We start from the raw sequence: 22,231 nt of genomic DNA, 5'->3' as shown, positions 1-22,231 counted from the left end.
CGCCGCCGGACGATCAGTAGGCCGCCACCGCGGCCCGGCCCCGGGCCACCGGCGCCAGCTCGCGGGTGATCTCACCGGTCGACAGCTCCCGGGTGCTCTCCGGGCCCGCGAGGCCCACGACGGCGAGCGCCGCCTGCGGCTCGACCACCGGGTGCAGCGCCGCGAACGCCTCCTCGCGGAGGCTCCGCGCCGCCGAGGCGGCCGTCTCGGCGGCCCGCCACGCGGCCTGCTCCCGCTCCGCGGCGGCGTGGTGCCGGGCCCGGAGATTGTCCCGCACCAGCCGGCGCAGCAGCAGCTCCTGCTCCACCGGGTGCCGGCTCGGGTCCCAGCCACGCCCGCCGAGGATGTCGCTGAGCTGCTGCACGGTGATCTCCTTGCGCCACTGGGCGTCGAGCGCCGCCCGGTGCAGCCAGCGCTCCCGGTCCGCGTACTCGGCGGGGGTCCGGGCGGTCCGGGGCAGCGGAAGCGCCGCAGCGGCGGCCAACCGCCGCACGTCCTCCTCCGCCGCCTGGTAGGCCAGCCAGGTCTCCTCGGCCTCGTCCTGGGCCGTCGACCAGTCGGCCCGGCGCCGCTCGGCGGTCACCGCGGCGCGGGACGCGGCCACCGACACCTCGTCGGCGTACCGGCTGCGTTCCCGGGCCCGCTCGCGGGACTGCTCGGCCAGGTCGATGCTGCTCGGGCGCGCGGCCTCGCTGATCCGTTCGCCGAACACCGCGCGGAACCGGGTCGGGCGGACCACGAGCGCGGCGACCACCACCGCCGCGAGGGCGAGCAGGGCCAGCCAGATCACGGCGGCGGCGGGGACGTCCGGCAGGACGGTGGAGAAGACGGTCTGCATCTGCGGCACCTCACGGTGGAACGATTGTCGATCGAGGATTCGGCCCGGCTGGCGGGCGGTGTGCGCGGGGGCGCGACGGGATGCGCGGCGGCGCGGTCGCGCCGGGGCGTGCCGGAAAGGCGGCCCGTCAGGCGCGCGGCGGCCCGCGGCGGGAGATGGTCGCCCGGAGCGGATCGGCGGCGGCGGCGACCTCGACGCCGGGAATCGGCTCGGTGCCGCCGGCATCGGTGCGGGCGGGGACGGTCGGCCCGGTGGAGACCGACCCGGCCGTGTGGGTCGCGGACGCCGTGGACGGTGCGACGACGGCCGCCCGTGCGGTGAAGACCGGCCGGCGCGGCGCGGCGTCGACACCGTCGGAGGCCACCGTCGTGGCCGCCCTGCCGACGTCGGCCACCGCGACCGTGGCGCGCGTCGTCGTCGCGTCGTCGGCGGGTGCGGCCGCCAGGCCCTGCAACCCGGCGATCAACGCCAGCGTGGTCACGGCGGTGCGGGCGATCCGGCGCAGCATCGCCGTCCAGGTGGACGAGGCGAACGCTACGGGCAGCACCACATCAACCTATCGGTCAACGCTCGATCGCGCAGCTCGACGATCTTGCCGGTTGCGTGAGCCGCCCCACGGATCGCTGTGGACGGACCATGTGACGGCGGGACGGCGGTGTCAGTTGCCGCCGAGCACCGGCGGCGGGACGGCCCTGCCGTCACCCCAGACCATCTCGTCCTCGGTGAGCCAGGTCAGCCGGCCCTCCGACTCGTCGTCGTCGTGGTGGCCGCGCGAACCCAGCACCCCGTTGCGACCGGCCATCGCGGGCCGCCCGGCGGCGTTGCCGCGACCGCTCGACCTGCCCTCCGTCTCGACGGTCAGGCCACGGCCCGAGGTGAGCCGCCCGGTGCCGGCCGCCGACCTGCTCTCCGCACCGGGCACGCCACCAAGCCGGGCCGAGGACGTCGCGTTCGGGCCGGTGCCGGCGAGCGAGCCGGTGCTGAGCACGCCGGGCCCGCCGAAGAGCCCGCCGCCACCACCGCCGGCCGTCACCGTCGGCGGGTTGCCGGCGCCGGACCCGAAGCCCGGGCCGCCACCGACCGTCGGGCCGCCCGTGCCGCCGGTCAGCGGGCCGGCGCCGGCCAGCGAGGTGCCGGTCGGGTCGACCGTGCCGCCGGTTGTGACCGAACCCGGAGCGCCCGCGCCGGTCTGGCCGCCCGGGTCGCCGCCGCCCGGACCGCCGTCGCCCGGCGTGCCGCTGGTGGGGGCCGTGTGGTGCACGCCCGACGTGGTCGCGGTGCCGTTCGCCCCGGGACCGAAGCTGCCCAGGCTCGGGCCGGACGACGGCGTCTTGACCGACGGGCCGTCGTGCAGCGTCGGACCGGTGCGGTCGTGGTGGCCGGGCAACTCGCTCTCCGGCGGCTCCGGCACCACGATCCGGCCGTAGGCCGAGAAGTCGTAGCCCTCGGCCAGCTTCGCCACGACCTGCACCATCCGCTGGTGCGCCTTCTCCTGCTCGGCCTCGTCCTGCTGGTGGCCGATGATGCCGCCGATCACCGCGCCCGGCGCGCCGCCGAGCAGGAAACCCTTGCCGGCTCCGGAGAGCAGCTTGTCGTTGTCGTCGGTCTTCTCCGGGCTCTCGGCAGTGGTCTGGGCGGCACGCAGGTCGCCGGCCATCATGTCCAGCGCCTGCCGGATGCCGGTCATGCCCTCGGCCAGGTTGCCCGAGTAGCCGGAGACCATGGTGAGCCGGCGCTGGAACTCGCGTGCCGCGTCGCCGGACCAGGTCTTCGTCAACCCGTCCAGATCGGCGGTGAGATCACGGGTGAGGTCGTCGAGCGTGCCCTTGAGGGACGTCCACTGGGCGCTCAGCCCCTCGATCTGGGTCGGGTCGCCGGCGTTGACGCCCTGGTAGAGCTCCTCGTGGCTGACGTGCTGGTAGCGCTGGGTGTATTCAGACACGAGGATCCTCCTTCGGCTGCTTCATCGCCTCGTCGAGCCCGGCGAGGGCGGCGGCGATGTCGGCCGCCGCGGCGGCGTTGCGGGCCTCGGCGGTCTTGTAGTTCGCCATGATCGTCGCGGTCGCGTCACGGGCGGCCAGGATCGCCCGGCGCAGCCGGTCGACGTGGTCGACGTAGCTCTGGTGGATCTCGGAGTAGCGACGCGAGTTGTCGGTGGCGTCGGTGAAGGTGCCGAGCGCGGGCGGCCGGCACTGCATCTCGGTGTTGAGCTTGCGCAGCACCGACTCCGCCTCGTGCAGACGCCGCTCAAGTCGCCCGTGGAAGTCCTCCAGGGACAGTACGTCAACTGTCGTGCGCCCGGTCATCGCTGAATCCCCGTTGTCATCGTCGAGAGCGTTGGAGCCACGCTCAGGTTAGTCGAACCGCGCCAACCCGGGCGACCCGTCGGCGTGGTGCTCCACGTCGGACCGACGCGTGCCGGTCAACCGCCCTGGACCTGGGCCGCCTCCCCACCGGCCGGGGGTGGCGAGGCGCCCGTCGGCACCGCCCCGGCATCGAAGTAGGCCAGCGCGCCCGCCCGGTCCAGGGTCGGCCCGGTCGGCACCAGCGCCAGCAGCGAGGCGGGCACCGCCACCGGCGGCACGTCGCCGTAGCCGAGTGCGCTGCGGGCGCCGCCGCCGTCGGCGCCGAGCGGGTAGCGGATCCCCTGCGCGGTGATCAGGTAGACCGTGGCGCCGGCCGCCGGCTTGCCGCTCTCGCCGGCGGTGGCCTGCACCAGCACACCCTTGCCGCCGGGCAGCAGCACGCTCTCGGCCGTGCGGACCGCGTCCCGCGCGCCCTGCCGGGCCGGCACCGCGGTCGAGGCGGTCAGCTCCGCCGGCGGCGCGTCGAAGACCTCGAGCGTGGTGGTCGGCGGCTGGCCGGGCGGACCGGACCGGTAGGTGGCACAGAGGACGGTGCGGCCCGGGCGCACCTCGTGCAACGTGGGCATCCGGGCCGGCAACCCCTCCGGCTCCAACCGCTGGTCGGTGTAGAGCCGCCCGGCCTCGTCCGGGGTGATCGGGGTCACCCCGCCGCCACCGCCCTGGAGCAGCAGCGCGGTCACCTCGCGCACCGTGGCCAGACCCTGCCGGGTGAGGACGTAGTACTGGCCGGCGGCCTGGTAGACCTGCCCGATCCGGGCCGGCCGGCCGGCCACGGTGAGCCCGCTCGGCCGACCGTCGGAATCGATCGTGGGCTTGCGCAGCACCGGACCCACCGGTACCGCGTTCAGCAACTGCTGCCCGACGGTGAGGTTCGTCGCGCCGGCCATCCGCAACGCGACGAGCGCCTGCTCGTCGCCGGCCACCCGCAGCCGGGCACCGCCGGTGAGCAGGTAGCGGGCGTCGCTCGTGCGGACCAGCACGGCCCGGTCGGTGAGCGGCGTGCCGCCGGGCAACGGCCGGTCGACCAGCAGCCGGGTGGTCGAGCGCCGCGGGTCGTTCGGGTCCGGCACGTCGCAGACCGACCAGGGGAGCCCGACGAGTGACCCACGGTCCGGCAGGTCGTCCGGCGCGCCCATGATCCCGACCATCCGGCCGCGCGGCCGGTCCTTGATCGACGCCTGCGACATGGTGCGCACCTCGGCCGAGGCGTCGTTGACGACGAGTCGGGCCGAGGCGTAGTTGAGCGTCGGGTGCAACACCTGGTCGTCGCCGAAGTAGTAGGTGGCGCCGGTTTCTCGCTCGATCACCACCGTGTTCGCCGCGAGCGGTGCGGAGTTGCTGGTCAACTGCCCGTACGCGCCCACGCCGCCGAGCACCACCGCCGCCGCGATGACGCTGCCGAACACCGCCATGCCGAGGCGGCGCATCGGCAGGTCGTTCGTCTCCGGGTCGCCGGAGAGCAGCGCCGAGACGATGCGGCGGGTGACGAAGCGGTACGCCTGCACCTGATCGCGGCGGGTCCGCATGACTAACCTCCGACAGGGGTGGGTCCACGCGGCGATCAGGTCCGAACAGCGCCGCGGGCTTCCCTACGATAAGGGGCTGTCGGGGGTGTGCCGGACCCCGTCCGCCCCCGGCTCCCCAGCATGTCCAGAAGGGACGCTCACCGATGACGCAGCTCCAGGCGCCACCCGGTCGTACCGCCACCGCGTCCGCCGCGACGCCGGCGGACCGGTCGGTCACCCCGGCCGACGGGCGGCGGCGGGGCCGGCTCGGCCCGGTCGTCGTCGGTCAGCTCGTCGTGGTCGAGTGCGCGGCGCTCGCCGTCTGGTTCGCCACCGCCGGCCCGGTCTGGCTGCTCGCCACCGTCGCGACGGTGGCGCTGCTGGCCGTGGTGCTCGCGTTCACCAGGCGGGGCGGCCGCTGGTGGTACGAGGACCTGATGCTCCGCCGCCGGCTGGGTCGCCGCCGCGGGCGGGCCCGGGGCGCGGTGCCCGGCGGCGACCCCCGGCTGGCCGCGCTCGCCCCCGAGCTGACCGTGGTGGAGCTGACCGAGCGCGGGACCCGGCTCGGCATCGGCCAGGACGACCGCGGCTGGTTCGCCGCGGTGGCGCTGGCCGGCCGGCCCGGCACCCCCGCCGGACCGGTCGAGGCGGCGACCGTGGACCGGGCGCTCGCGGTGCTCGCCGACTTCGCCGGCCCGGTCACCCAGACGCAGGTCGTCTCGCACACGCTGGTCTGGTATCCCGCGCCCGGCGCGCCACCCGCGGCGCACCGCACGGTGTGGGTGGCGCTGCGCCTGTCGGTGAGCGACGCCCGCGCCGAGACGGTGAGCCGCGGCGGTGGTCTGCACGGCGTGCACCGGACCGTGGCGGCCGGGGTCGGCCGGCTCGGCAAGGCGCTCAACGCCGCCGGGCTCGGCCACCGGGTGCTCGGCCGCGACGAGCTGCACGCGGCGGTGGTCTCCGGCGCCGGGCTCGATCTGGCGCCGGAGCCGCCCGTCGAGTCCTGGACCAGCCTGCGCGGGGGCGGCTGGACCCAGCGGTGCCTCGCGTTGCGGGTCCGCCCCAACGGCTCGCTGGGCGCGCTGGTGGACGCCGTCACCGCGACCTCCGCGCCCTCGCACACCGTCGCCGCCGTGGTGCTCCCCGGCGGCCGGCGGGTCCCGCCGCTGCTGCGGGTCGCGGCCATGGACGGGCATGCCGAGGCGCTGGTGAAGGTGGTCCGGGAGACGGCCCGGCGGGCCGGGGTGCCGGCCCGACCGCTGGACGGCCAGCACGGCCCCGGCGTCTACGCCACCGCGCCGGTCGGCACCGCGATGGGCACCGTCACGGTCGAAGGTTGACGATCCAGCCGTACATGCCGCAGACCCACACGGCCAGCGGCACCAAGGCGATGATCAGCAGGATCTCGACGATGTCCAGGGTCCGTCCCCAGACCGGGGAGATGCGCTTGCCGGCCACGGTCAGCCCGTAGACCAGGCTGATCACCGCCAGCACGGTCAGGCCGCCGAGGATCAGCCCCAACCGGACCGCCAGCGACCCGGCGTCGAAGACCGCCCAGGCGGTCAACCCGAGACCGGCGCTGCCGGCGAGCAGCACCGGGACGCGCTGGCCCCGGCCGAGAAACGGGCGGGCCCGCAGCATCGACAGCAGCGCCAGCACCAGACAGAGCAGGATCGCCGGCAGCCGGCCTTCGGCGGCGAGCACCACCTCACCACCGAGCACCAGCAGGGAGACGGTCCAGAGCAGACCGGTGAGGAACCCGTCGGCGCGCTCGCTGTCACGCAGCACCGACGGCCCGTCCACCGACTCGGTGTCGGTCTTCAGGTCCTCCGGGCCGGTGGGGATCGACGGCACCGGCAGCCGGGCGAGCCGGTAGGCGAGCATCGGCAGCGCCGGCAGCGCACCGAACGCCACCGCGGAGACCACCGCCGCCGACGCGGCCGCGCCGATGCCGAACGCCAGGCTGAGCACCGCGCCCAGGCTGACCGCCGCGCCCACACCGACGGCGCCGAGGAACAGCGGCAACCGGTCCCCGACGGCGAGCGCGGCGATCGCCGCGACGAGCACCACGGCGGTGCCGGAGAGCAGCACGTGTGGGCTGGCCAGCTCGGCGAGCGGCCGGTCCCCGGCGAGCACCAGCAGGCCGCCGACCGCCGCGTAGCCCACCCCGACCAGGGCCAGCACCGCGCCGGTGCGGCTGTCGCCGGCCGCCCGGGACAGCACCGCGGCGCCGACCAGCAGCGCGACCGCGACCACCAGGGCGGCCACCGCGCCGGGCAGGTGCGGCGGCCCGGTGAACAGCGTCGCGACCGCGCCGGCGGCCAGTGCCGAGGAGGCGAGCAGCACCGCGTACGCCCGGGTGGTGCCCACCTGCCAGGCGCCGGGGCGCTGGGTGGTGGAGGTGGCGACGGCGTCCACCACGTCGTCGAAGACGATCTCGGGTGCAGTGGCGGCCCGGGGGTTGAAGTAGAGCACCTCGCCGTCGCGGACGCCGAGCTGCGCGGCGGTGCGCCCGCCGTCGAGCGGCTGCCCGCCGAGCCGGGAGAGGCTCCAGCCGCCGTGCCGCACACCCTCGTCGGCGAGATCCTCACCCGCGTAGCGCAGCAGCGTGGGCAGCAGGTCGGCCAGCGGCACGTCGGACGGCAACGCCAGGTCCATCCTGGTGCGCGGCGCCACGATGGTGATCCGGCTCAGGCCGCCGGTCGCCGTCTTCGTCGCCACAGTGGCCTCCTCGTGCTCGCCTACGCTCCACCCGGCCGTCGACGTCGCCCCCACGGGTCCACGACGCCTCCGGGAGATTACCTACGATGGCCCTCGCACAGGTTGCCCACCCGACGCTCGCCGGCGGTGGCAGACCTTCTGGGGAGGGGAGAGCCGTGAGTACGGTGGTGTTCCGCCGACTGCCGCGTCAACCGGGGCCGGCGCTGCCACGCGGCGAGGTGCTGCTGGAGTCCCCACCCGAGCTGCCCGAGCCGCAGGCCAAGGGCATGGGCCAGGTGTTGATGATCCTGCCGATGCTCTGCGGCGTCGGCGCGATGGCCTTCCTCTACGCCGGCCGCGGCGGCGGCATGATGACCTATGTGGCCGGTGGCCTGTTCGGGGTCTCGATGCTGGGCATGGCGCTCGGCACGCTGGGCAACGGCGGCAACGACAAGGCCGAGCTGAACGCCCAGCGACGCGACTACATGCGCTACCTCGCGCAGATGCGCAGGCGCACCCGGCGGGCGGCCGAGCAGCAGCGCGCGGCGATGACCTGGCGGCACCCGGAGCCGGACGCGCTCTGGTCGATCGCCGCGTCGCGCCGGCTGTGGGAGCGGCGGATCACCGAGGACGACTTCGGCGAGGTGCGGATCGCGCTCGGCCCGCAGCGGCTGGCGGTGGAGATCGTGCCGCCGGAGACCAAACCGGTGGAGGACCTGGAGCCGATGAGCGCGATCGCGCTGCGCCGGTTCGTCCGGGCCCACTCCAGCGTGCCGGACCTGCCCACCGCGCTGTCGCTGCGCGCGTTCAGCCGGATCGCGCTGCGCGGTGACCGGGAGGCGGTGCTCGACCTGGCCCGGGCCGCGCTGGGCCAGTTGGTCACGTTCCACGCGCCGGAGGACCTGCTGGTGGTCGTGGTGGCCGCGCCGGACCGGCAGCCGGCCTGGGACTGGGTCAAGTGGCTGCCGCACGCCCAGCACCCGGGTCGGACGGACGCGGCCGGCGCGCGCCGGATGGTCTTCGCCGGCCTCAGTGAGGCGGAGTCGGCGCTCGCCAACGAGCTGGGCGGCCGCCCCCGGTTCGCGCCCGAGGCGAAGCCGCTCACCAGCGCGGCGCACCTGGTGGTGGTGCTCGACGGCGGCGAGGTGTCGGCGACCTGCGCGCTGACCGGGCCGGGACTGCTCGGCACCACAGTGGTGGACCTGTCCGGCGCGGTGCCGCGCGACGCCGGCCGCTGGCTGCTCTGCCTGGACGCCGGGGACGGCAACGGGCTCGACCTGGTACGCGGCGCCACGTCCTCCCGGCTGGGCCGGCCGGACCGGCTGACCCTGACCGCGGCGGAGGGGTTGGCCCGGCAGATCGCCCCGTTCCGGCTCTCCCAGCAGCAGGGCGCCAGCACCGACGAGCCGCTGGCCCGCAGCATGGAGCTGCCCGACCTGCTCGGGGTCGGCGACGCGGCCACCGTGGACACCCGGTCGACGTGGCGCCCGCGCAGCCAGCGCGACCGGTTGCGCATCCCGCTGGGCCTGGGGCCGGACGGCAACGTGGTCGAGCTCGACTTCAAGGAGTCCGCGCACGAGGGCATGGGCCCGCACGGTCTGGTCATCGGCGCGACCGGCTCCGGCAAGAGCGAACTGCTGCGCACGGTGGTCGGCGCGCTGGCCGTGACGCACTCCTCGGAGGAGCTCAACTTCGTCTTGGTCGACTTCAAGGGTGGCGCCACGTTCGCCTCGCTCGACGCGTTGCCGCACACCAGCGCTGTGATCACCAACCTGTCCGACGAGCTGCCGCTGGTCGACCGGATGCGCGACGCGCTGGCCGGCGAGATGACCCGCCGGCAGGAGGTGCTGCGGGCGGCCGGCAACTACGTCTCCCGCTACGACTACGAGAAGGCGCGGGCGGCCGGCGAACCGCTGGAGCCGATGCCCAGCCTGCTCATCATCTGCGACGAGTTCTCCGAGCTGCTGGCCGCCAAGCCGGACTTCATCGACCTGTTCGTGATGATCGGCCGGCTCGGCCGGTCGCTCGGCGTGCACCTGCTGCTCGCCTCCCAGCGCCTGGAGGAGGGCAAGCTGCGCGGGCTGGACACCCACCTGTCCTACCGGATCGGCCTGCGCACCTTCTCGGCGGTGGAGAGCCGGATCGTGCTCGGTGTGCCGGACGCGTACGAGCTGCCGAGCGCGCCGGGGCACGGCTACCTGAAGACCGACACGGCCACCATGCTGCGGTTCCGGGCCGCCTACGTGTCCGGTCCGTACCGGGCGCCGGGGCAGGCGCAGCGCTCCGCCCGGGCGCAGGTGCAGCGCCGGATCGTGCCGTACGGCATCGACTACGTGCCGGTGCCGGCGCTGCCCACGCCGGCCGAGGCCGCGCCGGAGCCGGACCGGGCCGGCGACGGCAAGGCGCTGTCCATGCTGGACGTGCTGATCGCGCAGCTCAACGGCCGGGGCCGGCCGGCGTACCAGGTCTGGCTGCCGCCGTTGGCCGAGCCGTCCGGGCTGGCCGAGTTGCTGCCCCCGTTGAGCGTGCACCCGACGTTCGGCCTGACCACCGCCGACTGGCCGGGTCGCGGTCGGCTGGCCGTCCCGGTGGGCATCGTGGACCGACCCTACGAGCAGCGCCGCGACCCGATGATGGTCGACCTCGCCGGCGCCGGCGGCAACGTGGTGATCGTGGGCGCGTCACTGAGCGGCAAGAGCACCATGCTGCGCTCGATGCTGGCGGCCCTGGCCCTCACCCACACCCCGCGCGAGGTGCAGTTCTTCTGTCTCGACTTCGGCGGCGGCGCGCTGCGCAGCCTGGAGGGGCTGCCGCACACCTCCGGGGTGGCCGGCCGGCGCGACACCGAGGCGGTCCGCCGCACGGTGGCCGAGGTGGTCGCCGTGATCGACGAGCGGGAGAACCGGTTCACCCAGCACGGCATCGACTCGGTGGCCAGCTACCGCCGGCGGCGCGCCGCCGGCGAGTTCGCCGACGACCCGTTCGGTGACGTCTTCCTCGTGGTCGACGGCTGGAACACGCTGCGCCAGGAGTACGAGGAGCTGGAGCAGACCGTCACCAACCTGGCCAACCGGGGCCTGGGCTTCGGCGTGCACGTGGTGATCACGGCGGTGCGCTGGGCGGAGATCAGGATCAACATGCGGGACCTGCTCGGCACCAAGCTGGAGCTGCGGCTCGGCGACGCGTCCGAGTCGGAGATCGACCGGCGGGCCGCGCAGAACGTGCCGGTCGGCGCGCCCGGGCGCGGCCTGACCCGCGACAAGCTGCACTTCCTAACCGCGATCTCGCGGATCGACGGCCGGCGCGACATCGAGGACCTGACCGAGGCGTCGGTCGCGCTGGCCGGGCACGTGGCGACGAACTGGCCGGGCCGGCCGGCGCCGAAGGTGCGGCTGCTGCCGCGCAGACTGACCGTCGACGAGCTGGCCCGGGTGGTCGACCGGGCGGCCCCGGGCATCCCGGTCGGGGTGAACGAGTCGGCGCTGGCCCCGGTCCACCTCGACCTTTCGAGCGAGCCGCACCTGACCGTCTTCGGCGACGCCGAGTGCGGCAAGACCAACCTGTTGCGGCTGATCGCCCGGGGGATCGCCGAGCGCTACACGCCGGCCCAGGCGCGGCTGGTCATCGCCGACTACCGGCGTGGCCTGCTGGGCGCGGTCGAGGGCGACCACCTGCTCGACTACGCGCCGTCCAACCAGGTGTTCAGTCAGGGGCTCGGCTCGATCCGCAGCGCCCTGCAGAACCGGCTGCCGGGTCCGGACGTGACGACCGCCCAGCTGCGCGACCGGAGCTGGTGGAAGGGGCCGGAGCTCTACATCCTGGTGGACGACTACGACCTGGTCGCCTCCGGCGGCAACAACCCGCTCAGCGCCCTGCACGAGCTGCTGCCGCAGGCGCGGGACATCGGCCTGCACCTGATCGTCACGCGGCGGGTGGGTGGTGTGGCCCGGGCCCTCTACGAGCCGGTGCTGCAACGGTTGCGCGAGCTGGACTCGCCGGGCCTGCTGATGTCCGGCAGCCGGGAGGAGGGCGCGGTCTTCGGCAATCTGCGACCCAGCCCGCAGCCGCCGGGGCGGGGCACGCTCGTGCGCCGCCGCGACGGCCAGCAGTTGATCCAGACCGCGTGGGCCGAGCCGGCCTGACCTCGGTGAGGCACCGTCCAACTCGTACGGTGCCGGCCGGATCGCGTTGTCCTGTCGGAATTCGACGATGGGACGGCAGGGCTGCGCGGGCTGGACGTCGTCCGCTACGGTTCGGATGAAGTGTCCGTCGGTGGGGTGTGTTCGCCTTGCCGCGGGGGAGGGGCGCGGCGGATCCGCCGCCACAACATGACGGAAGGGTGTGAAGCATGGCGTTCGAGGTCAGTGCAGCGACTCTGCACACCGCCGCGAGTGACGTGCGGTCCACGCGCAGCGATGTCGACGGCGAGCTCAAGAAGCTGTGGAATGTGGTCGACGACCTGGCCATGGCCTGGAAGGGCCAGGCTTCCACGGGCTTCCAGAGCCTGATGAACCGCTGGACCGAGGACACTGCCAAGCTGCTGACCGCGATGGACAACATCGCGGACCTGCTCGACAAGTCCGGCACGACTCACCAGGTCAACGACGAGGAGCAGCAGCAGATGCTGGACAAGTTCCACGCTGCGCTCAACCCGTGATCCGCGAAGACAGGCAGAGGAGGAATCGATGAGCATCAAGGTTGACTACGCTGTCCTCGAGAGCAGCAACCAGCAGATGCAGGCCATCTCGCGGACCCTCGACGAGAAGCTGGACACGCTGCGGGCCATGCTGACGAAGCTCGAGTGGGAGGGCCAGGACCGGGTCGCCTACCAGCAGCACCAGGCCCAGTGGGACGCCGCCGTGCGGGACATCAACAAGGTCCTCAACGAGATCGGCGGCGCGGTGGGCATCGCCCGCGAGAACTACATGACCACGGAGATGAGCAACTCCAAGGTCTGGGGCAACTGACCCTCGACGGGTCCGCCGCGGCTCCGTTCCGGCTCGCGCCGGGCGGGGCCGCGGCGCCTGTCCGGCCCCGGAACCCGTCCGGTCAGGCGCCCCGGGGCAGGTCGCGCCGGCCGGGGCGCCAGCCGCGCCGCCGCCCGCGCACCAGGATCGGCCGCAACGTCAGCAGGACGCCGGCCAGCAGCGCGCCGACGACGGCGACCCAGACCGCGACGGTGCGTTGCCAGGCCAGCGGGTCGGCGTGCGGCGCGGGGGCCGGCATCGCGCCGAGCGGCGGATCCGTCCGCGTGCCCAGCAGCCCGGTCACCGCCCGGTAGGGGTTGACCATCCCGTACCCGACCTGGGCGTTGTGCCCCTCGGGCGGGTTGTCGGCCGTGCGCGTCAGCCGGTAGGCCACCTCTTGCGGGCTGATGTCCGGGTGCGCCGCCCGCACCAGCGCGGCGGCGCCCGAGACGTACGCGGTGGCGAAGCTCGTCCCACCCTGCGGCTCGGCGCGGTAGCCGGACCCCCGCGGGGCCGGGCCGACGATGTTCAGGCCGGGGCCGGCGATGTCCACGTAGTCGGCGCTGACCGAGCTGCCGACGTGGCCGCCCTGCTCGTCGATGCCGGCGACCGCGATGACCCCGGGATAGGCCGCCGGGTAGGCCGGCCGGTCCTCCCGGTTCTCCTGCCGGTTGCCGGCGGACGCCACCACGACCACGCCCTTGCCGAGCGCGTAGTCGACGGCCGACTTCAGCGCCGGGTCGTCGAGCGTGACCAGGGATAGGTTGACCACGTCGGCGTCGTGGTCGACGGCCCAGCGGATCGCCCGCCCGATCTCGCCCGGCACGTCCGGGTCGAAGTTCTCCTTGTTCTCGGCGAGCACCCGCAGTGGCAGGATTCGCGCCTCCGGCGCGATGCCGGTGTAGGGCGAGCCGCTGCCCTCTCGGCCGGCGATGATGCCCGCCACCATGGTGCCGTGGCCGACCAGGTCGCACTGCCCCTTGAGGTGGACCAACTGGTTGAAGTCCTCACCGGGGAGCACCCGGCCGCGCAGCAGCGGGTGGCTCGGCGAGACGCCGGAGTCGACGACCGCGACCGTGACGCCCGCTCCCTTGCCGACCCGCCAGGCGGCCGCCGGGTCGAGCCGGCTCAGCGCCCAGGGCACTTCGGTGGGAGCCGGGCCGCCGGTGGGGCCGCAGGCCGGCGCGGCCGCGGCGGGCGCGGGTGCCGCCAGCGCCGCGCCGAGCAGCGCGGTCACCGCCGCTCCGGAGAGGACGGACCTGATCCGGTGCCCGGTGGGGACGCGCCCCGTCGTCCCGTTCGGCCGCAAGCTGTCGCGCACGCGGTGAGATTACCGTCGCGAGCGTCGGCGCGCGGGCACGGGCGGGCCGCCCGGCCGCTGTCACGCGTCGCCGGTGTCGTCCTTGACCGGCTCGCTGGCGAAGAGGTCGAGCAACGCGCCCACCTGCTGGTCGGCCTCGGCCGGGTGCCGGAAGCGACCGCTGGGGTTGATGGTGTATTCGTTGCGGCGGCCCACCCGGGTGCGGTGGAGATAGCCGCCGCTCTCCAGGTCGGCGACGATGGCCTGGGCGGCCCGCTCGGTGACGCCGACCTCGTCGGCCACGTCCCGCAGGCGCGCGGTGGGGTTGCGCGCGATGGCCAGCAGCACGTGCCCGTGGTTGGTGAGGAAGGTCCAGTTGCGGCGGCTCCCGTCCTCGCCTGGTGTGGTCGCCATGGTGGTCATCGTATGGCGTCCCCGGCCGGTGCCCGGACCCGGCGGGAGTCCGAACGGCGACGTATGAAATGCGGATCACGAAATCTTGACGTGCCTTCGGCCGCGTGTGACTGTGGGTCGCGTGGCCGACACCGCCGCCGGCCTGGTCGTTCCGCGCGAGAACGAGGTGAGCAGCGATGATCCCGGCCACCCCCGACGAGGCACTCGGCGAACTGCGTGCCGGTAACCACCGGTTCGTCACCGGTGTGCCGCAGCACCCGAACCAGGACGCCGGACGCCGGACGGCGGTCGCCGAGGGCCAGCACCCGTTCGCGGTGGTGGTCGGCTGCTCCGACTCCCGGCTCGCCGCCGAGATCATCTTCGACCGGGGTCTCGGTGACCTCTTCGTGGTGCGCACCGCCGGCCACACCGCCGGCCCCGAGGTGCTCGGCAGCGTGGAATACGCGGTGACCGTGCTCGGCACGCCGCTCGTGGTGGTGCTCGGTCACGACTCCTGCGGCGCGGTCCAGGCGGCCCGTGAGGCGGTCCGCACCGGCTCCGCCCCGGCCGGGCACCTGGGCGCGGTGGTGGACGCCGTGTCGCCCAGCCTGCTCCGCGCCGCCCGGCAGGGCATCGAGGATCTGGACGGGATCGTCGACGTCCACATCGCGCAGATCGTGGAGACCCTGCTGGCCCGTTCGACGGTGCTCGCCGAGCGGGTGGCCGGCGGGTCGTGCGCGGTGGTCGGCATGTCGTACCGGCTCAGCGGCGGCGAGGTGCGGACGGTGGCGCAGTCCCCGGCCGCGCTGCCCGCGCCGGCCGCGCCGGCGGACCCGGCGCTCGCCGGCTGAGTCGCGGAAACCCGAAAAGGAGCCGCCCTCGGGCGGCCCCTTTTCTTCGTGCCGGTCGGGTCAGAGCAGCGACATGTGCACGTGGTCGGTGTGGTTGGAGGGCCCGCTGTAGGAACTCCAGCCGGTCGCCGGGAACCAGATCTGCCGGTTCCAGATCACGTAGTAGATGCCCAACCGGTCCGCGTTGCGGATGAGGAAGGCGGCCACCTCGTTGCCGTACCTGCGGGTGTCGTTGTTGTGCCACGGCGAGAAGCCGCTGTTCTGCAGCGACCAGTCGCAGGCCCTGCCCTTGGGGTGCTCCCACGGCCCGCCCGGTCGGTAGCAACCCACGAAGCGGTCGAAGCCGGCGCGCTTGACCTCCTTGTAGGCGTGCAGCGTGCGCGGCGTGACGCAACCGGACGTGGTCGGGTCGTTCTCGCTGCACGACTCCGCCTTCCAGCCGCCGTCGGCGGTGCGGCCGGGACCGATCCTGGCGACCGGCGAGGTCGCCGAGACCAGACCGCCGGTGAAGCCCAGGCCGCCGACCAGCTTCAGCGCCTTCTGCGCCGCGGTCCGTTCGCGGGCCATCGCGTTCGTCTGCTTCTCCTGCTCGCGCACCTCGGCGTCGGCGGCGATCTGGGCCTGCTCGGCGCGGGTCTTGGCGGCGTTGATGGCGGCGAGCCGCTGCGCGTTGAAGAGGTTGAGCTCGTCCAGGGCGCTGGCGCGTTCGACGAACGAGTCGGGCGACCGGCTCTCCAGCAGCATCGCCATCGCGCCCATCCGACCGGTCCGGTAGGACTGCGCGGCGATCTGGTTGACCTGCGGGCTGAGCGCCGCAAGCTCGGCCTCGGCCGCCGCCTTCTCGGCGGTCAGCCGCTTCTGGCGCTCCTGCGACTTGGCGAGCTTCGACTTCGCCTGGAGGTAGGACCGGTTGGCGGAGTCGATCGCCTCGGTGATGAGCGGCGGTTCGTCGTCCTCCGCGTGCCCGGAGGGTTTGGGAGCGGCGGCGTGCGGGGCGGCCGTCGCCGAGGTCGGCCCGACCAGCACGGCGAACGCGGCGAGCACGGCCACCACGGGTGTCGACCAGCGGCGCAGGGGTGCCGTCACAGTGTTCCCTTCCGTCGACCGCCGACCGGGTTAGCTGACGGGTTCGGGACGGAAGCGGCCCCTACCGCTCGCGCGGATTCACCCCATGTACCTGGTTCCCCGGTTCGCCCGGAGGCGATTGGGCGGCGGCACCGCAGGCGCCGGTGCGCGCCTTCGGCGGTGACCGGGGGCGAGGTTACCCGAGATCCCGACCGGGGATCTACGTCCGGAAGCCGACCAATCGCGAGAATTCGACATTGCCCAGCGTGAGCAGGATCGCGTTTGACGTCGGCCGTCACGCTGCGGAGTGTCACCATGTGGCCTCCGTACTCCTCGGTTCGCCGGGCCGTCGCGCGGCGGACCCGCCGCCGAGCGCCTCCAGCGCCTCGTTCGGCCCGCGCGGCGGCCGGGCCGTGGGCGGCGACGCGGCGTCCGCGTCCGGCCCGCGCCGCCCGGCGGTGGTGACGACCGCGGCCAGCGCGGTGGTCAGCGGTACGGCGGCGATCAGGCCGAGCGTGGCCACCGCGCTGCGGACGATCTCCTGGGCGAGGAACTCGCTGGTGAGGATCTCGCCGACCGGGCGGGAGTCGGCGACCAGGAGGAGTAGCAGCGGCAGCGAGGCGCCCGCGTAGGCGAGCACGATGGTGTTGACGGTGGACGCGATGTGTGCCCGGCCGACCCGGGTGGCCGCCCGGTAGAGCTGCCGCCGGGACAGCCCCGGGTTGGCCCGCGCCAGCTCGGTGACGGTCGCCGACTGGGTGACCGTCACGTCGTCCAGCACGCCCAGCGAGCCGATGATGATGCCGGCCAGCAGCAGCCCGTGCAGGTCCACGTCACCCTGGAACATGGACAGTGTGGTGGCGTCCTCGCTGCCGAAGCCGGTCAGGTGGGTGGCGCCGGTGGCGAGCGTGCCGAGCACGCCGGTGACCACCAGGCTGCCGAGTGTGCCGAGCACGGCCACCGAGGTCTGCGCGCTGATCCCGTGCGTCAGGTAGAGCACCACGAACATGATGAGCGCGGCGCCGACGATCGCCACCGGCAGCGGGGACCGGCCGGCGCCGATCCCCGGCAGCACGAAGCCGAGCAGGATGGCGAAACTGGCCACCAGCCCGCCGAGCGCGGCCAGCCCGCGCCAGCGGCCGAACGCCACGATCGCGGCCGCGAAGAGCGCCACCAGCCAGATCAGCGACGTCCCGCGTTGATGCTCGGCGATGTTGTAGGTCTTCACCGTCGGATCGGCCGGGTCGGTCAGCTCGACCAGGATCACCTTGTCGCCGACCTCGACCCGGGGCGCGCCGGGGCCGTCCGGGATCGGCGTCTCGACCTGCCGGCCCGCGTCAGGGCCCTGCTCCACGGCGACGGTCACGGTGCCGCACCGTCCCGCGGCGCCCGTCGGCGCCTCCGGGGTCGGCGGGCAGGGCTCGGTCACCACCCGGGTCACCGTGCCGTGGTGGCGCGGCACGTTCTCGCCGCCCGCCGGTTCCGGCCCCTGCCGGGGCCAGAGCGCCAGCGCCGCGACGACGGTGAGCACGAAGAGCGGCACCACTGTCGCGACGAGGAGCCGGCGTACGCGCGGCGGCGCGGGGGCGGGACGGCTGTGGTCGGCGCCCACGGCGTCTCCCAACTGTCGACGGCGCGACCCGGTCGCCGGCCCGACTGGTCCTCGGCCGGCGCGGGCGCGTGCTGGCCACGCCCGTTCGTCGCCGGGCCATGGTAGCCAGCCCCACGGGGGGAGGGGGTCAGCCGCGCTTCATGAGGCGGCCCACGGCGGCCATCATCTCGGTCGCCATCTCGTCGGCACGGCCTTCGGCGGCGCCCTCGTGCATGCAGTGCCGGGCGTGGCCGTCGAGCAGGCCCAGGGCGACCTTGTCCAGCGCGGCCTGGATGGCCGAGATCTGGGTCAGCACGTCGATGCAGTAGCGGTCGTCCTCGACCATCTTCTCGATGCCCCGGACCTGCCCCTCGACGCGACGGAGCCGGGCGAGGAGCTGGTCCTTGCTGGCGGTGTAGCCCCGGGTCGGGGTGGACGGGGTGGTCATGTGCCGAGGATACCGTACCCCTCGGGGGTATGGTAAGGTTCACCATGTACCCCTAGGGGGTATCAGATCGGAGGGCGAGATGGAGACCACCTACCGGGTGACCGGCATGACCTGCGGCCACTGCGTCAACGCGGTCAGCGCCGAACTGACCGCGCTGCCGGGCGTCACCGACGTCAAGGTCGACCTGGCCACCGGCCGGGTCACCGTCACCAGCCAGGGCCCGATGGACGCCGACGCCGTCCACGCCGCGGTGGACGAGGCCGGCTACGACCTCGCCGAGGCCTGACGGGCCCAACGCATCCGTCAACCGGAGGAGGCACCATGAACACGGCGACGAAGCTGAGCGGCTTCGCCCTCGGCCTCGCGGCGGTGTTCGGCGGGGCGTACGGGATCGGTCACCTGGCCGGTCCCGTCGCCCCGGCCGCCGAGACCAGCCACGACCCCACCGACACCGACCACGGGACCGGCGCCGCCGGACACGGCGACCGGGGCTCCGGCGACGCCGCGCACCTGCCCGGCGGGCTGCTCGTCGCCGAGCGTGGCTACACGCTCCAGCCGGTCACCGCCCCGGCCGGCGAGTTCGCGTTCCGGATCACCGGCCCGGACGGGAAGCCGGTCACCCGCTACGAGGTGGCCCACGACAGGCGCATGCACCTGATCGTCGCCCGACGCGACCTGTCCGGCTTCCGGCACGTGCACCCGGAGCTGGCCGACGACGGCACCTGGCGGGTCGCCTCGCCGCTCGCCGCGCCCGGCGTCTGGCGGGCGTTCGCCGACTTCACCCCCACCGGCGGGGAGGCGCTGACCCTCGGGGTCGACGTCACCGTTCCCGGCCTGTTGGCCGCCCGGCCGCTGCCGTCCCCGGCGACCAGCACGACGGTCGACGGCTACACGGTGACGCTCACCGGCACGCCGGAGCCGGGTCGCACCAGCCGGCTCACGCTCTCGGTCAGCCGGGGCGGCCGCCCGGTCACCGACCTCCAGCCCTACCTCGGGGCGTACGGGCACCTGGTGGCGCTGCGTCAGGGCGACCTGGCCTACCTGCACGTGCACCCGGAGGGCGAGCTCGGTGACGGGCGGACCCCGGCCGGACCGGCGGTCACGTTCGCGGCCGAGGTGCCCTCCGCCGGGGCGTACCGTCTCTACCTGGACTTCCGGCACGGCGACGCGGTGCACACCGCCGAGTTCACCGTCGTGGCCGGCGACCCCACCGGGGAGGTGCCGCGATGACCACCACGGGAAAGGCGCTGCCGACCGCGCCGAACCAGATCGAACTCACGATCGGTGGCATGACCTGCGCGTCCTGCGCGGCCCGGATCGAGAAGAAGCTCAACCGGATGGACGGCGTCGAGGCCACGGTGAACTACGCCACCGAGAAGGCCACCGTCCGGTACGCCGACGAGGTCGCGCCGGACGACCTGATCGCCACCGTGGAGAAGACCGGCTACACGGCAGTGGTGCCGCCCCCGCCCACCCGGACCGAGGCGACCACGGCCGGTGAGCCGGTGAACGAGCTGCGCGGCGCGCGTACCCGGTTGTGGGTCTCCGCCGTGCTGACCCTGCCGGTGATCGTGCTGGCCATGGTGCCGGCCTGGCAGTTCGACCACTGGCAGTGGGCCTCGCTCACGCTGGCCGCGCCGGTGGTGGTCTGGGGCGGGCTGCCGTTCCACCGGGCCGCGCTGGTCAACCTGCGGCACGGCGCGGCGACCATGGACACCCTGGTCTCGCTCGGCACGCTTGCCGCGTTCGGCTGGTCGCTCTGGGCGCTCTTCCTCGGCGATGCCGGGATGCCGGGGATGACGCACCCGTTCCGGTTCGACATCACAAGAGGCGACGGCGCCGGCAACATCTACCTGGAGGCCGCCGCCGGCGTCACGGTCTTCATCCTGGCCGGGCGCTACTTCGAGGCCCGCGCCAAGCGCACCGCCGGTTCCGCGCTGCGGGCCCTGCTCGAACTGGGCGCGAAGGACGTCGCGGTGCGGCGCGGCGGGCAGGAGGTGCGGGTCCCGGTCGACCAGCTCGCGGTCGGCGACCGGTTCGTGGTCCGGCCGGGCGAGAAGATCGCCACCGACGGCATGGTCGAGGAGGGCACCTCGGCGGTCGACGCCGGCATGCTCACCGGCGAATCGGTGCCGGTCGAGGTGGGGCCGGGCGACGCCGTGGTGGGCGCGACCGTGAACGCCGGCGGCCGGCTCGTGGTCCGGGCCACCCGGATCGGCGGGGACACCCAGCTCGCCCAGATGGCGCGGCTGGTGGAGGCGGCGCAGACCGGCAAGGCGGCGGTGCAGCGGCTCGCCGACCGCATCTCCGGCGTCTTCGTGCCGATCGTGATCGCCCTGGCCGCCGCCACGCTCGGCTGGTGGCTCGGCACCGGCGGCGGGCCGACCGCCGCGTTCACCGCCGCCGTGGCGGTGCTGATCATCGCCTGCCCGTGCGCGCTGGGCCTGGCGACGCCGACCGCGCTGCTGGTCGGCACCGGGCGCGGCGCCCAGCTCGGTGTGCTGATCAAGGGGCCGGAGGTGCTGGAGTCCACCCGCCGGGTCGACACCGTGGTGCTGGACAAGACCGGCACCGTCACCACCGGCCGGATGGCGCTGGCCGAGGTGCGGCCCGCGCCCGGCGAGGATGCCGGCGAGCTGCTCCGGCTGGCCGGCGCGTTGGAGGCGGCCTCCGAGCACCCGATCGCCCGGGCGGTGGCCGAGGCAGCGACGGCTGCCGGCCCGCTGCCGGCGGTCGCCGACTTCGCCAACACCGAGGGGCTGGGCGTGGCCGGCACGGTCGACGGCCGGGCCGTGCTGGTCGGGCGGCTCCGGCTGCTGCGGGAGCGCGGTCTCGACGTACCCGACGAGGTGGCGCGGGCCGTGACCGGCGCGGAGGCGGCCGGTCGGACGGCGGTCCTGGTCGGCTGGGACGGGCGGGCCCGCGGGGTGCTCGCGGTGGCCGACGCGGTGAGGTCGACCAGCCGGGCGGCGGTCGACCGGCTGCGCGGCCTGGGGCTCACCCCGGTGCTGCTCACCGGCGACAACACCACGGTGGCGACGGCGGTGGCCGCCGAGGTGGGCATCGACGAGGTGATCGCCGAGGTGCTGCCGGCCGACAAGGTGGCGGTGGTCGAGCGGCTCCAACGCGAGGGCCGGGTGGTGGCGATGGTCGGCGACGGGGTCAACGACGCCGCCGCGTTGGCCCGGGCCGACCTCGGCCTGGCCATGGGCACGGGCACCGACGTGGCGATCGAGGCCGCCGACCTGACCCTGGTCCGCGGTGACCTGCTGGCCGCGGCGGACGCCATCCGGCTCTCCCGCCGCACCCTGGCGATCATCAAGGGCAACCTGTTCTGGGCGTTCGCCTACAACGTGGCCGCGCTGCCGCTGGCGGCCGCCGGGCTGCTCAACCCGATGCTCGCCGGCGCGGCGATGGCCTTCTCGTCGGTCTTCGTGGTGGCGAACAGCCTCCGGCTGCGGCGGTTTCGCCCGATCGGGTGACGTGGGATTGGGCCGGCGACCGCCGGGGTAACCAGTTGTCGTCACGCAACAGCTGAGGTGGAGGTTCCCATGGGTCTCGACGACAAGATCGACAACGCTTCCCAGGACACCGCGGGCAAGGTCAAGGAGGGCGTCGGCCGGGCGACCGACGACGAGCGCCTCGAGGCCGAGGGCCGCAACGACCAGGCCGGCGCCAAGCTCAAGCAGGCCGGCGAGAAGATCAAGGACGCCTTCAAGAGCTGACGTACGACTTGCACAACCCACCGGGCCGGCCTTCGGGCCGGCCCGGCGTGCGTGTTGTGGTCAGTGGCGTACCCGGTAGCGGAGGTGGGTGACGCCGGGTGCCGCCACCACCTTTTCCGGCGCCAGGGCGACGTCCAGCGGCCCGTCGAACAGCGGCGTGCCGCCGCCGATCACCTCGGCGTCGACGGTGCGCTCCCCGTCGGCGAGACCGTGCTGCGCGCGCCAACTCTCGGTGGCGAAGGCCCACTCGTGCAGCCGCAGGCCGCCCCGGCCGAGCGGATCCTGGACGCTCTGACCCGGCGCGGCCACGTAGCCGTCCAGCGACACCGACAGTTGACTGAAGACATCTCCCATGCCTGGTGGACCACCTCCGGTGGCGGATCTCATCGGGCAGCGCGGCAAAGTGGAGACAGTGAGACAGCGGTCGGGCGCTCCTGGACTTCAGCAATCCGAGGGCTCCGTCCGCCCCGCCGTGGGGGAGC

21 protein-coding genes and 1 riboswitch are annotated in these 22,231 nt (G+C 74.4%); of the genes, 9 read left to right on the top strand and 12 right to left on the bottom strand.

What is annotated here, in order from left to right:
• Nucleotides 1-13 precede the first annotated feature (13 nt).
• The 5 genes from O7618_RS22640 to eccB form a co-directional block, all read right to left on the bottom strand.
• Nucleotides 14-838: a hypothetical protein gene (locus O7618_RS22640; protein WP_278108129.1), complete on the bottom strand. Its 825-nt coding sequence runs from the start codon at nt 836-838 to the stop codon at nt 14-16.
• A gap of 127 nt (nt 839-965) precedes the next feature.
• A complete protein-coding gene (locus tag O7618_RS22635; protein WP_278108128.1) occupies nt 966-1,385 on the bottom strand; it encodes a hypothetical protein in 420 nt (139 codons plus the stop codon).
• 111 nt (nt 1,386-1,496) lie between these two features.
• A complete protein-coding gene (locus O7618_RS22630; protein ID WP_278108127.1) occupies nt 1,497-2,780 on the bottom strand; it encodes a WXG100 family type VII secretion target in 1,284 nt (427 codons plus the stop codon).
• Nucleotides 2,773-3,144: a hypothetical protein gene (locus tag O7618_RS22625; protein WP_278108126.1), complete on the bottom strand. Its 372-nt coding sequence runs from the start codon at nt 3,142-3,144 to the stop codon at nt 2,773-2,775. The genes O7618_RS22630 and O7618_RS22625 overlap by 8 nt, the downstream gene beginning before the upstream one ends.
• A 116-nt stretch (nt 3,145-3,260) precedes the next feature.
• Nucleotides 3,261-4,730: a type VII secretion protein EccB gene (gene eccB, locus O7618_RS22620; protein WP_278108125.1), complete on the bottom strand. Its 1,470-nt coding sequence runs from the start codon at nt 4,728-4,730 to the stop codon at nt 3,261-3,263.
• 143 nt (nt 4,731-4,873) lie between these two features.
• Here eccB and O7618_RS22615 point away from each other — a divergent pair, with 143 nt between their 5' ends.
• Nucleotides 4,874-6,049, top strand: a complete 1,176-nt coding sequence (locus O7618_RS22615; RefSeq protein ID WP_278108124.1) for a type VII secretion protein EccE — start codon at nt 4,874-4,876, stop codon at nt 6,047-6,049.
• Here the strand turns inward: O7618_RS22615 and eccD are convergent.
• Nucleotides 6,033-7,430, bottom strand: coding sequence for a type VII secretion integral membrane protein EccD (gene eccD, locus O7618_RS22610; RefSeq protein WP_278108123.1), 1,398 nt, complete (start codon nt 7,428-7,430; stop codon nt 6,033-6,035). The genes O7618_RS22615 and eccD overlap by 17 nt on opposite strands.
• 155 nt (nt 7,431-7,585) lie before the next feature.
• Between eccD and eccCa the strand changes: the two genes are divergently transcribed.
• The 3 genes from eccCa (at nt 7,586) to O7618_RS22595 (ending at nt 12,376) form a co-directional block, all read left to right on the top strand.
• Nucleotides 7,586-11,551, top strand: coding sequence for a type VII secretion protein EccCa (gene eccCa, locus O7618_RS22605; protein WP_278108122.1), 3,966 nt, complete (start codon nt 7,586-7,588; stop codon nt 11,549-11,551).
• A gap of 206 nt (nt 11,552-11,757) precedes the next feature.
• Complete coding sequence (locus tag O7618_RS22600) at nt 11,758-12,066, top strand: WXG100 family type VII secretion target (RefSeq protein ID WP_278108121.1); 309 nt, start codon at nt 11,758-11,760, stop codon at nt 12,064-12,066.
• 28 nt (nt 12,067-12,094) lie between these two features.
• Nucleotides 12,095-12,376 (top strand): WXG100 family type VII secretion target, encoded by a 282-nt coding sequence (locus O7618_RS22595; protein WP_278108120.1) that lies wholly within the window; start codon nt 12,095-12,097, stop codon nt 12,374-12,376.
• Nucleotides 12,377-12,458: 82 nt separating this feature from the next.
• On the opposite strand, the gene mycP is transcribed toward O7618_RS22595, so the two are convergent.
• Both mycP and O7618_RS22585 read right to left on the bottom strand, forming a co-directional pair.
• Nucleotides 12,459-13,697, bottom strand: coding sequence for a type VII secretion-associated serine protease mycosin (gene mycP / locus O7618_RS22590; RefSeq protein WP_278108119.1), 1,239 nt, complete (start codon nt 13,695-13,697; stop codon nt 12,459-12,461).
• A 60-nt stretch (nt 13,698-13,757) separates the two neighbouring features.
• Entirely contained in the window at nt 13,758-14,099 is a 342-nt protein-coding gene (locus O7618_RS22585) for a helix-turn-helix domain-containing protein (RefSeq protein ID WP_278108118.1), read from the bottom strand.
• Between the two features lie 167 nt (nt 14,100-14,266).
• On the opposite strand from O7618_RS22585, the gene O7618_RS22580 reads away from it, so the two are divergent.
• On the top strand, nt 14,267-14,920 hold the full coding sequence (locus tag O7618_RS22580) for a carbonic anhydrase (protein ID WP_278108117.1): 654 nt from the start codon (nt 14,267-14,269) through the stop codon (nt 14,918-14,920).
• Between the two features lie 60 nt (nt 14,921-14,980).
• On the opposite strand, the gene O7618_RS22575 is transcribed toward O7618_RS22580, so the two are convergent.
• The 3 genes from O7618_RS22575 to O7618_RS22565 all read right to left on the bottom strand — a co-directional run bounded on the left by O7618_RS22575 (nt 14,981) and on the right by O7618_RS22565 (nt 18,024).
• On the bottom strand, nt 14,981-16,006 hold the full coding sequence (locus O7618_RS22575; RefSeq protein ID WP_278108116.1) for a hypothetical protein: 1,026 nt from the start codon (nt 16,004-16,006) through the stop codon (nt 14,981-14,983).
• Between the two features lie 4 nt (nt 16,007-16,010).
• A riboswitch (cyclic di-AMP (ydaO/yuaA leader) is annotated at nt 16,011-16,141 on the bottom strand.
• Nucleotides 16,142-16,295: 154 nt separating this feature from the next.
• Entirely contained in the window at nt 16,296-17,597 is a 1,302-nt protein-coding gene (locus O7618_RS22570) for a YibE/F family protein (protein WP_278108115.1), read from the bottom strand.
• A gap of 127 nt (nt 17,598-17,724) precedes the next feature.
• On the bottom strand, nt 17,725-18,024 hold the full coding sequence (locus O7618_RS22565; RefSeq protein WP_091062541.1) for a metal-sensitive transcriptional regulator: 300 nt from the start codon (nt 18,022-18,024) through the stop codon (nt 17,725-17,727).
• Between the two features lie 79 nt (nt 18,025-18,103).
• Between O7618_RS22565 and O7618_RS22560 the strand changes: the two genes are divergently transcribed.
• From O7618_RS22560 to O7618_RS22545, 4 genes are all read left to right on the top strand, one after another.
• A complete protein-coding gene (locus tag O7618_RS22560; RefSeq protein ID WP_278108113.1) occupies nt 18,104-18,310 on the top strand; it encodes a heavy-metal-associated domain-containing protein in 207 nt (68 codons plus the stop codon).
• A gap of 35 nt (nt 18,311-18,345) precedes the next feature.
• A complete protein-coding gene (locus O7618_RS22555; protein WP_278108111.1) occupies nt 18,346-19,254 on the top strand; it encodes a hypothetical protein in 909 nt (302 codons plus the stop codon).
• Complete coding sequence (locus O7618_RS22550) at nt 19,251-21,506, top strand: heavy metal translocating P-type ATPase (RefSeq protein ID WP_278108110.1); 2,256 nt, start codon at nt 19,251-19,253, stop codon at nt 21,504-21,506. Before O7618_RS22555 ends, O7618_RS22550 begins: the two co-directional genes overlap by 4 nt.
• 69 nt (nt 21,507-21,575) lie before the next feature.
• Entirely contained in the window at nt 21,576-21,749 is a 174-nt protein-coding gene (locus O7618_RS22545) for a CsbD family protein (RefSeq protein WP_278108109.1), read from the top strand.
• Between the two features lie 60 nt (nt 21,750-21,809).
• On the opposite strand, the gene O7618_RS22540 is transcribed toward O7618_RS22545, so the two are convergent.
• Nucleotides 21,810-22,103: a hypothetical protein gene (locus O7618_RS22540; RefSeq protein WP_278108108.1), complete on the bottom strand. Its 294-nt coding sequence runs from the start codon at nt 22,101-22,103 to the stop codon at nt 21,810-21,812.
• Nucleotides 22,104-22,231 lie beyond the last annotated feature (128 nt).

Source organism: Micromonospora sp. WMMD980, from assembly GCF_029626035.1.
In the GTDB taxonomy this organism is placed as follows: Bacteria; Actinomycetota; Actinomycetes; order Mycobacteriales; family Micromonosporaceae; genus Micromonospora.
Note: the sequence above shows the minus strand (reverse complement) of the source record. Positions and strands in the feature narration are given on the sequence as shown.

Bases quoted from the DNA above. Each gene is read 5' to 3' on its own strand.
- O7618_RS22580 (WP_278108117.1), top strand. From the start codon at position 14,267: ATGATCCCGGCCACCCCCGACGAGGCACTCGGCGAACTGCGTGCCGGT.
- O7618_RS22600 (WP_278108121.1), top strand. From the start codon at position 11,758: ATGGCGTTCGAGGTCAGTGCAGCGACTCTGCACACCGCCGCGAGTGAC.
- O7618_RS22640 (WP_278108129.1), bottom strand. From the start codon at position 838: ATGCAGACCGTCTTCTCCACCGTCCTGCCGGACGTCCCCGCCGCCGCC.
- O7618_RS22545 (WP_278108109.1), top strand. From the start codon at position 21,576: ATGGGTCTCGACGACAAGATCGACAACGCTTCCCAGGACACCGCGGGC.
- O7618_RS22550 (WP_278108110.1), top strand. From the start codon at position 19,251: ATGACCACCACGGGAAAGGCGCTGCCGACCGCGCCGAACCAGATCGAA.
- O7618_RS22560 (WP_278108113.1), top strand. From the start codon at position 18,104: ATGGAGACCACCTACCGGGTGACCGGCATGACCTGCGGCCACTGCGTC.
- O7618_RS22540 (WP_278108108.1), bottom strand. From the start codon at position 22,103: ATGGGAGATGTCTTCAGTCAACTGTCGGTGTCGCTGGACGGCTACGTG.
- O7618_RS22585 (WP_278108118.1), bottom strand. From the start codon at position 14,099: ATGACCACCATGGCGACCACACCAGGCGAGGACGGGAGCCGCCGCAAC.
- O7618_RS22615 (WP_278108124.1), top strand. From the start codon at position 4,874: ATGACGCAGCTCCAGGCGCCACCCGGTCGTACCGCCACCGCGTCCGCC.
- O7618_RS22565 (WP_091062541.1), bottom strand. From the start codon at position 18,024: ATGACCACCCCGTCCACCCCGACCCGGGGCTACACCGCCAGCAAGGAC.
- O7618_RS22595 (WP_278108120.1), top strand. From the start codon at position 12,095: ATGAGCATCAAGGTTGACTACGCTGTCCTCGAGAGCAGCAACCAGCAG.
- O7618_RS22625 (WP_278108126.1), bottom strand. From the start codon at position 3,144: ATGACCGGGCGCACGACAGTTGACGTACTGTCCCTGGAGGACTTCCAC.
- eccB (WP_278108125.1), bottom strand. From the start codon at position 4,730: ATGCGGACCCGCCGCGATCAGGTGCAGGCGTACCGCTTCGTCACCCGC.
- O7618_RS22555 (WP_278108111.1), top strand. From the start codon at position 18,346: ATGAACACGGCGACGAAGCTGAGCGGCTTCGCCCTCGGCCTCGCGGCG.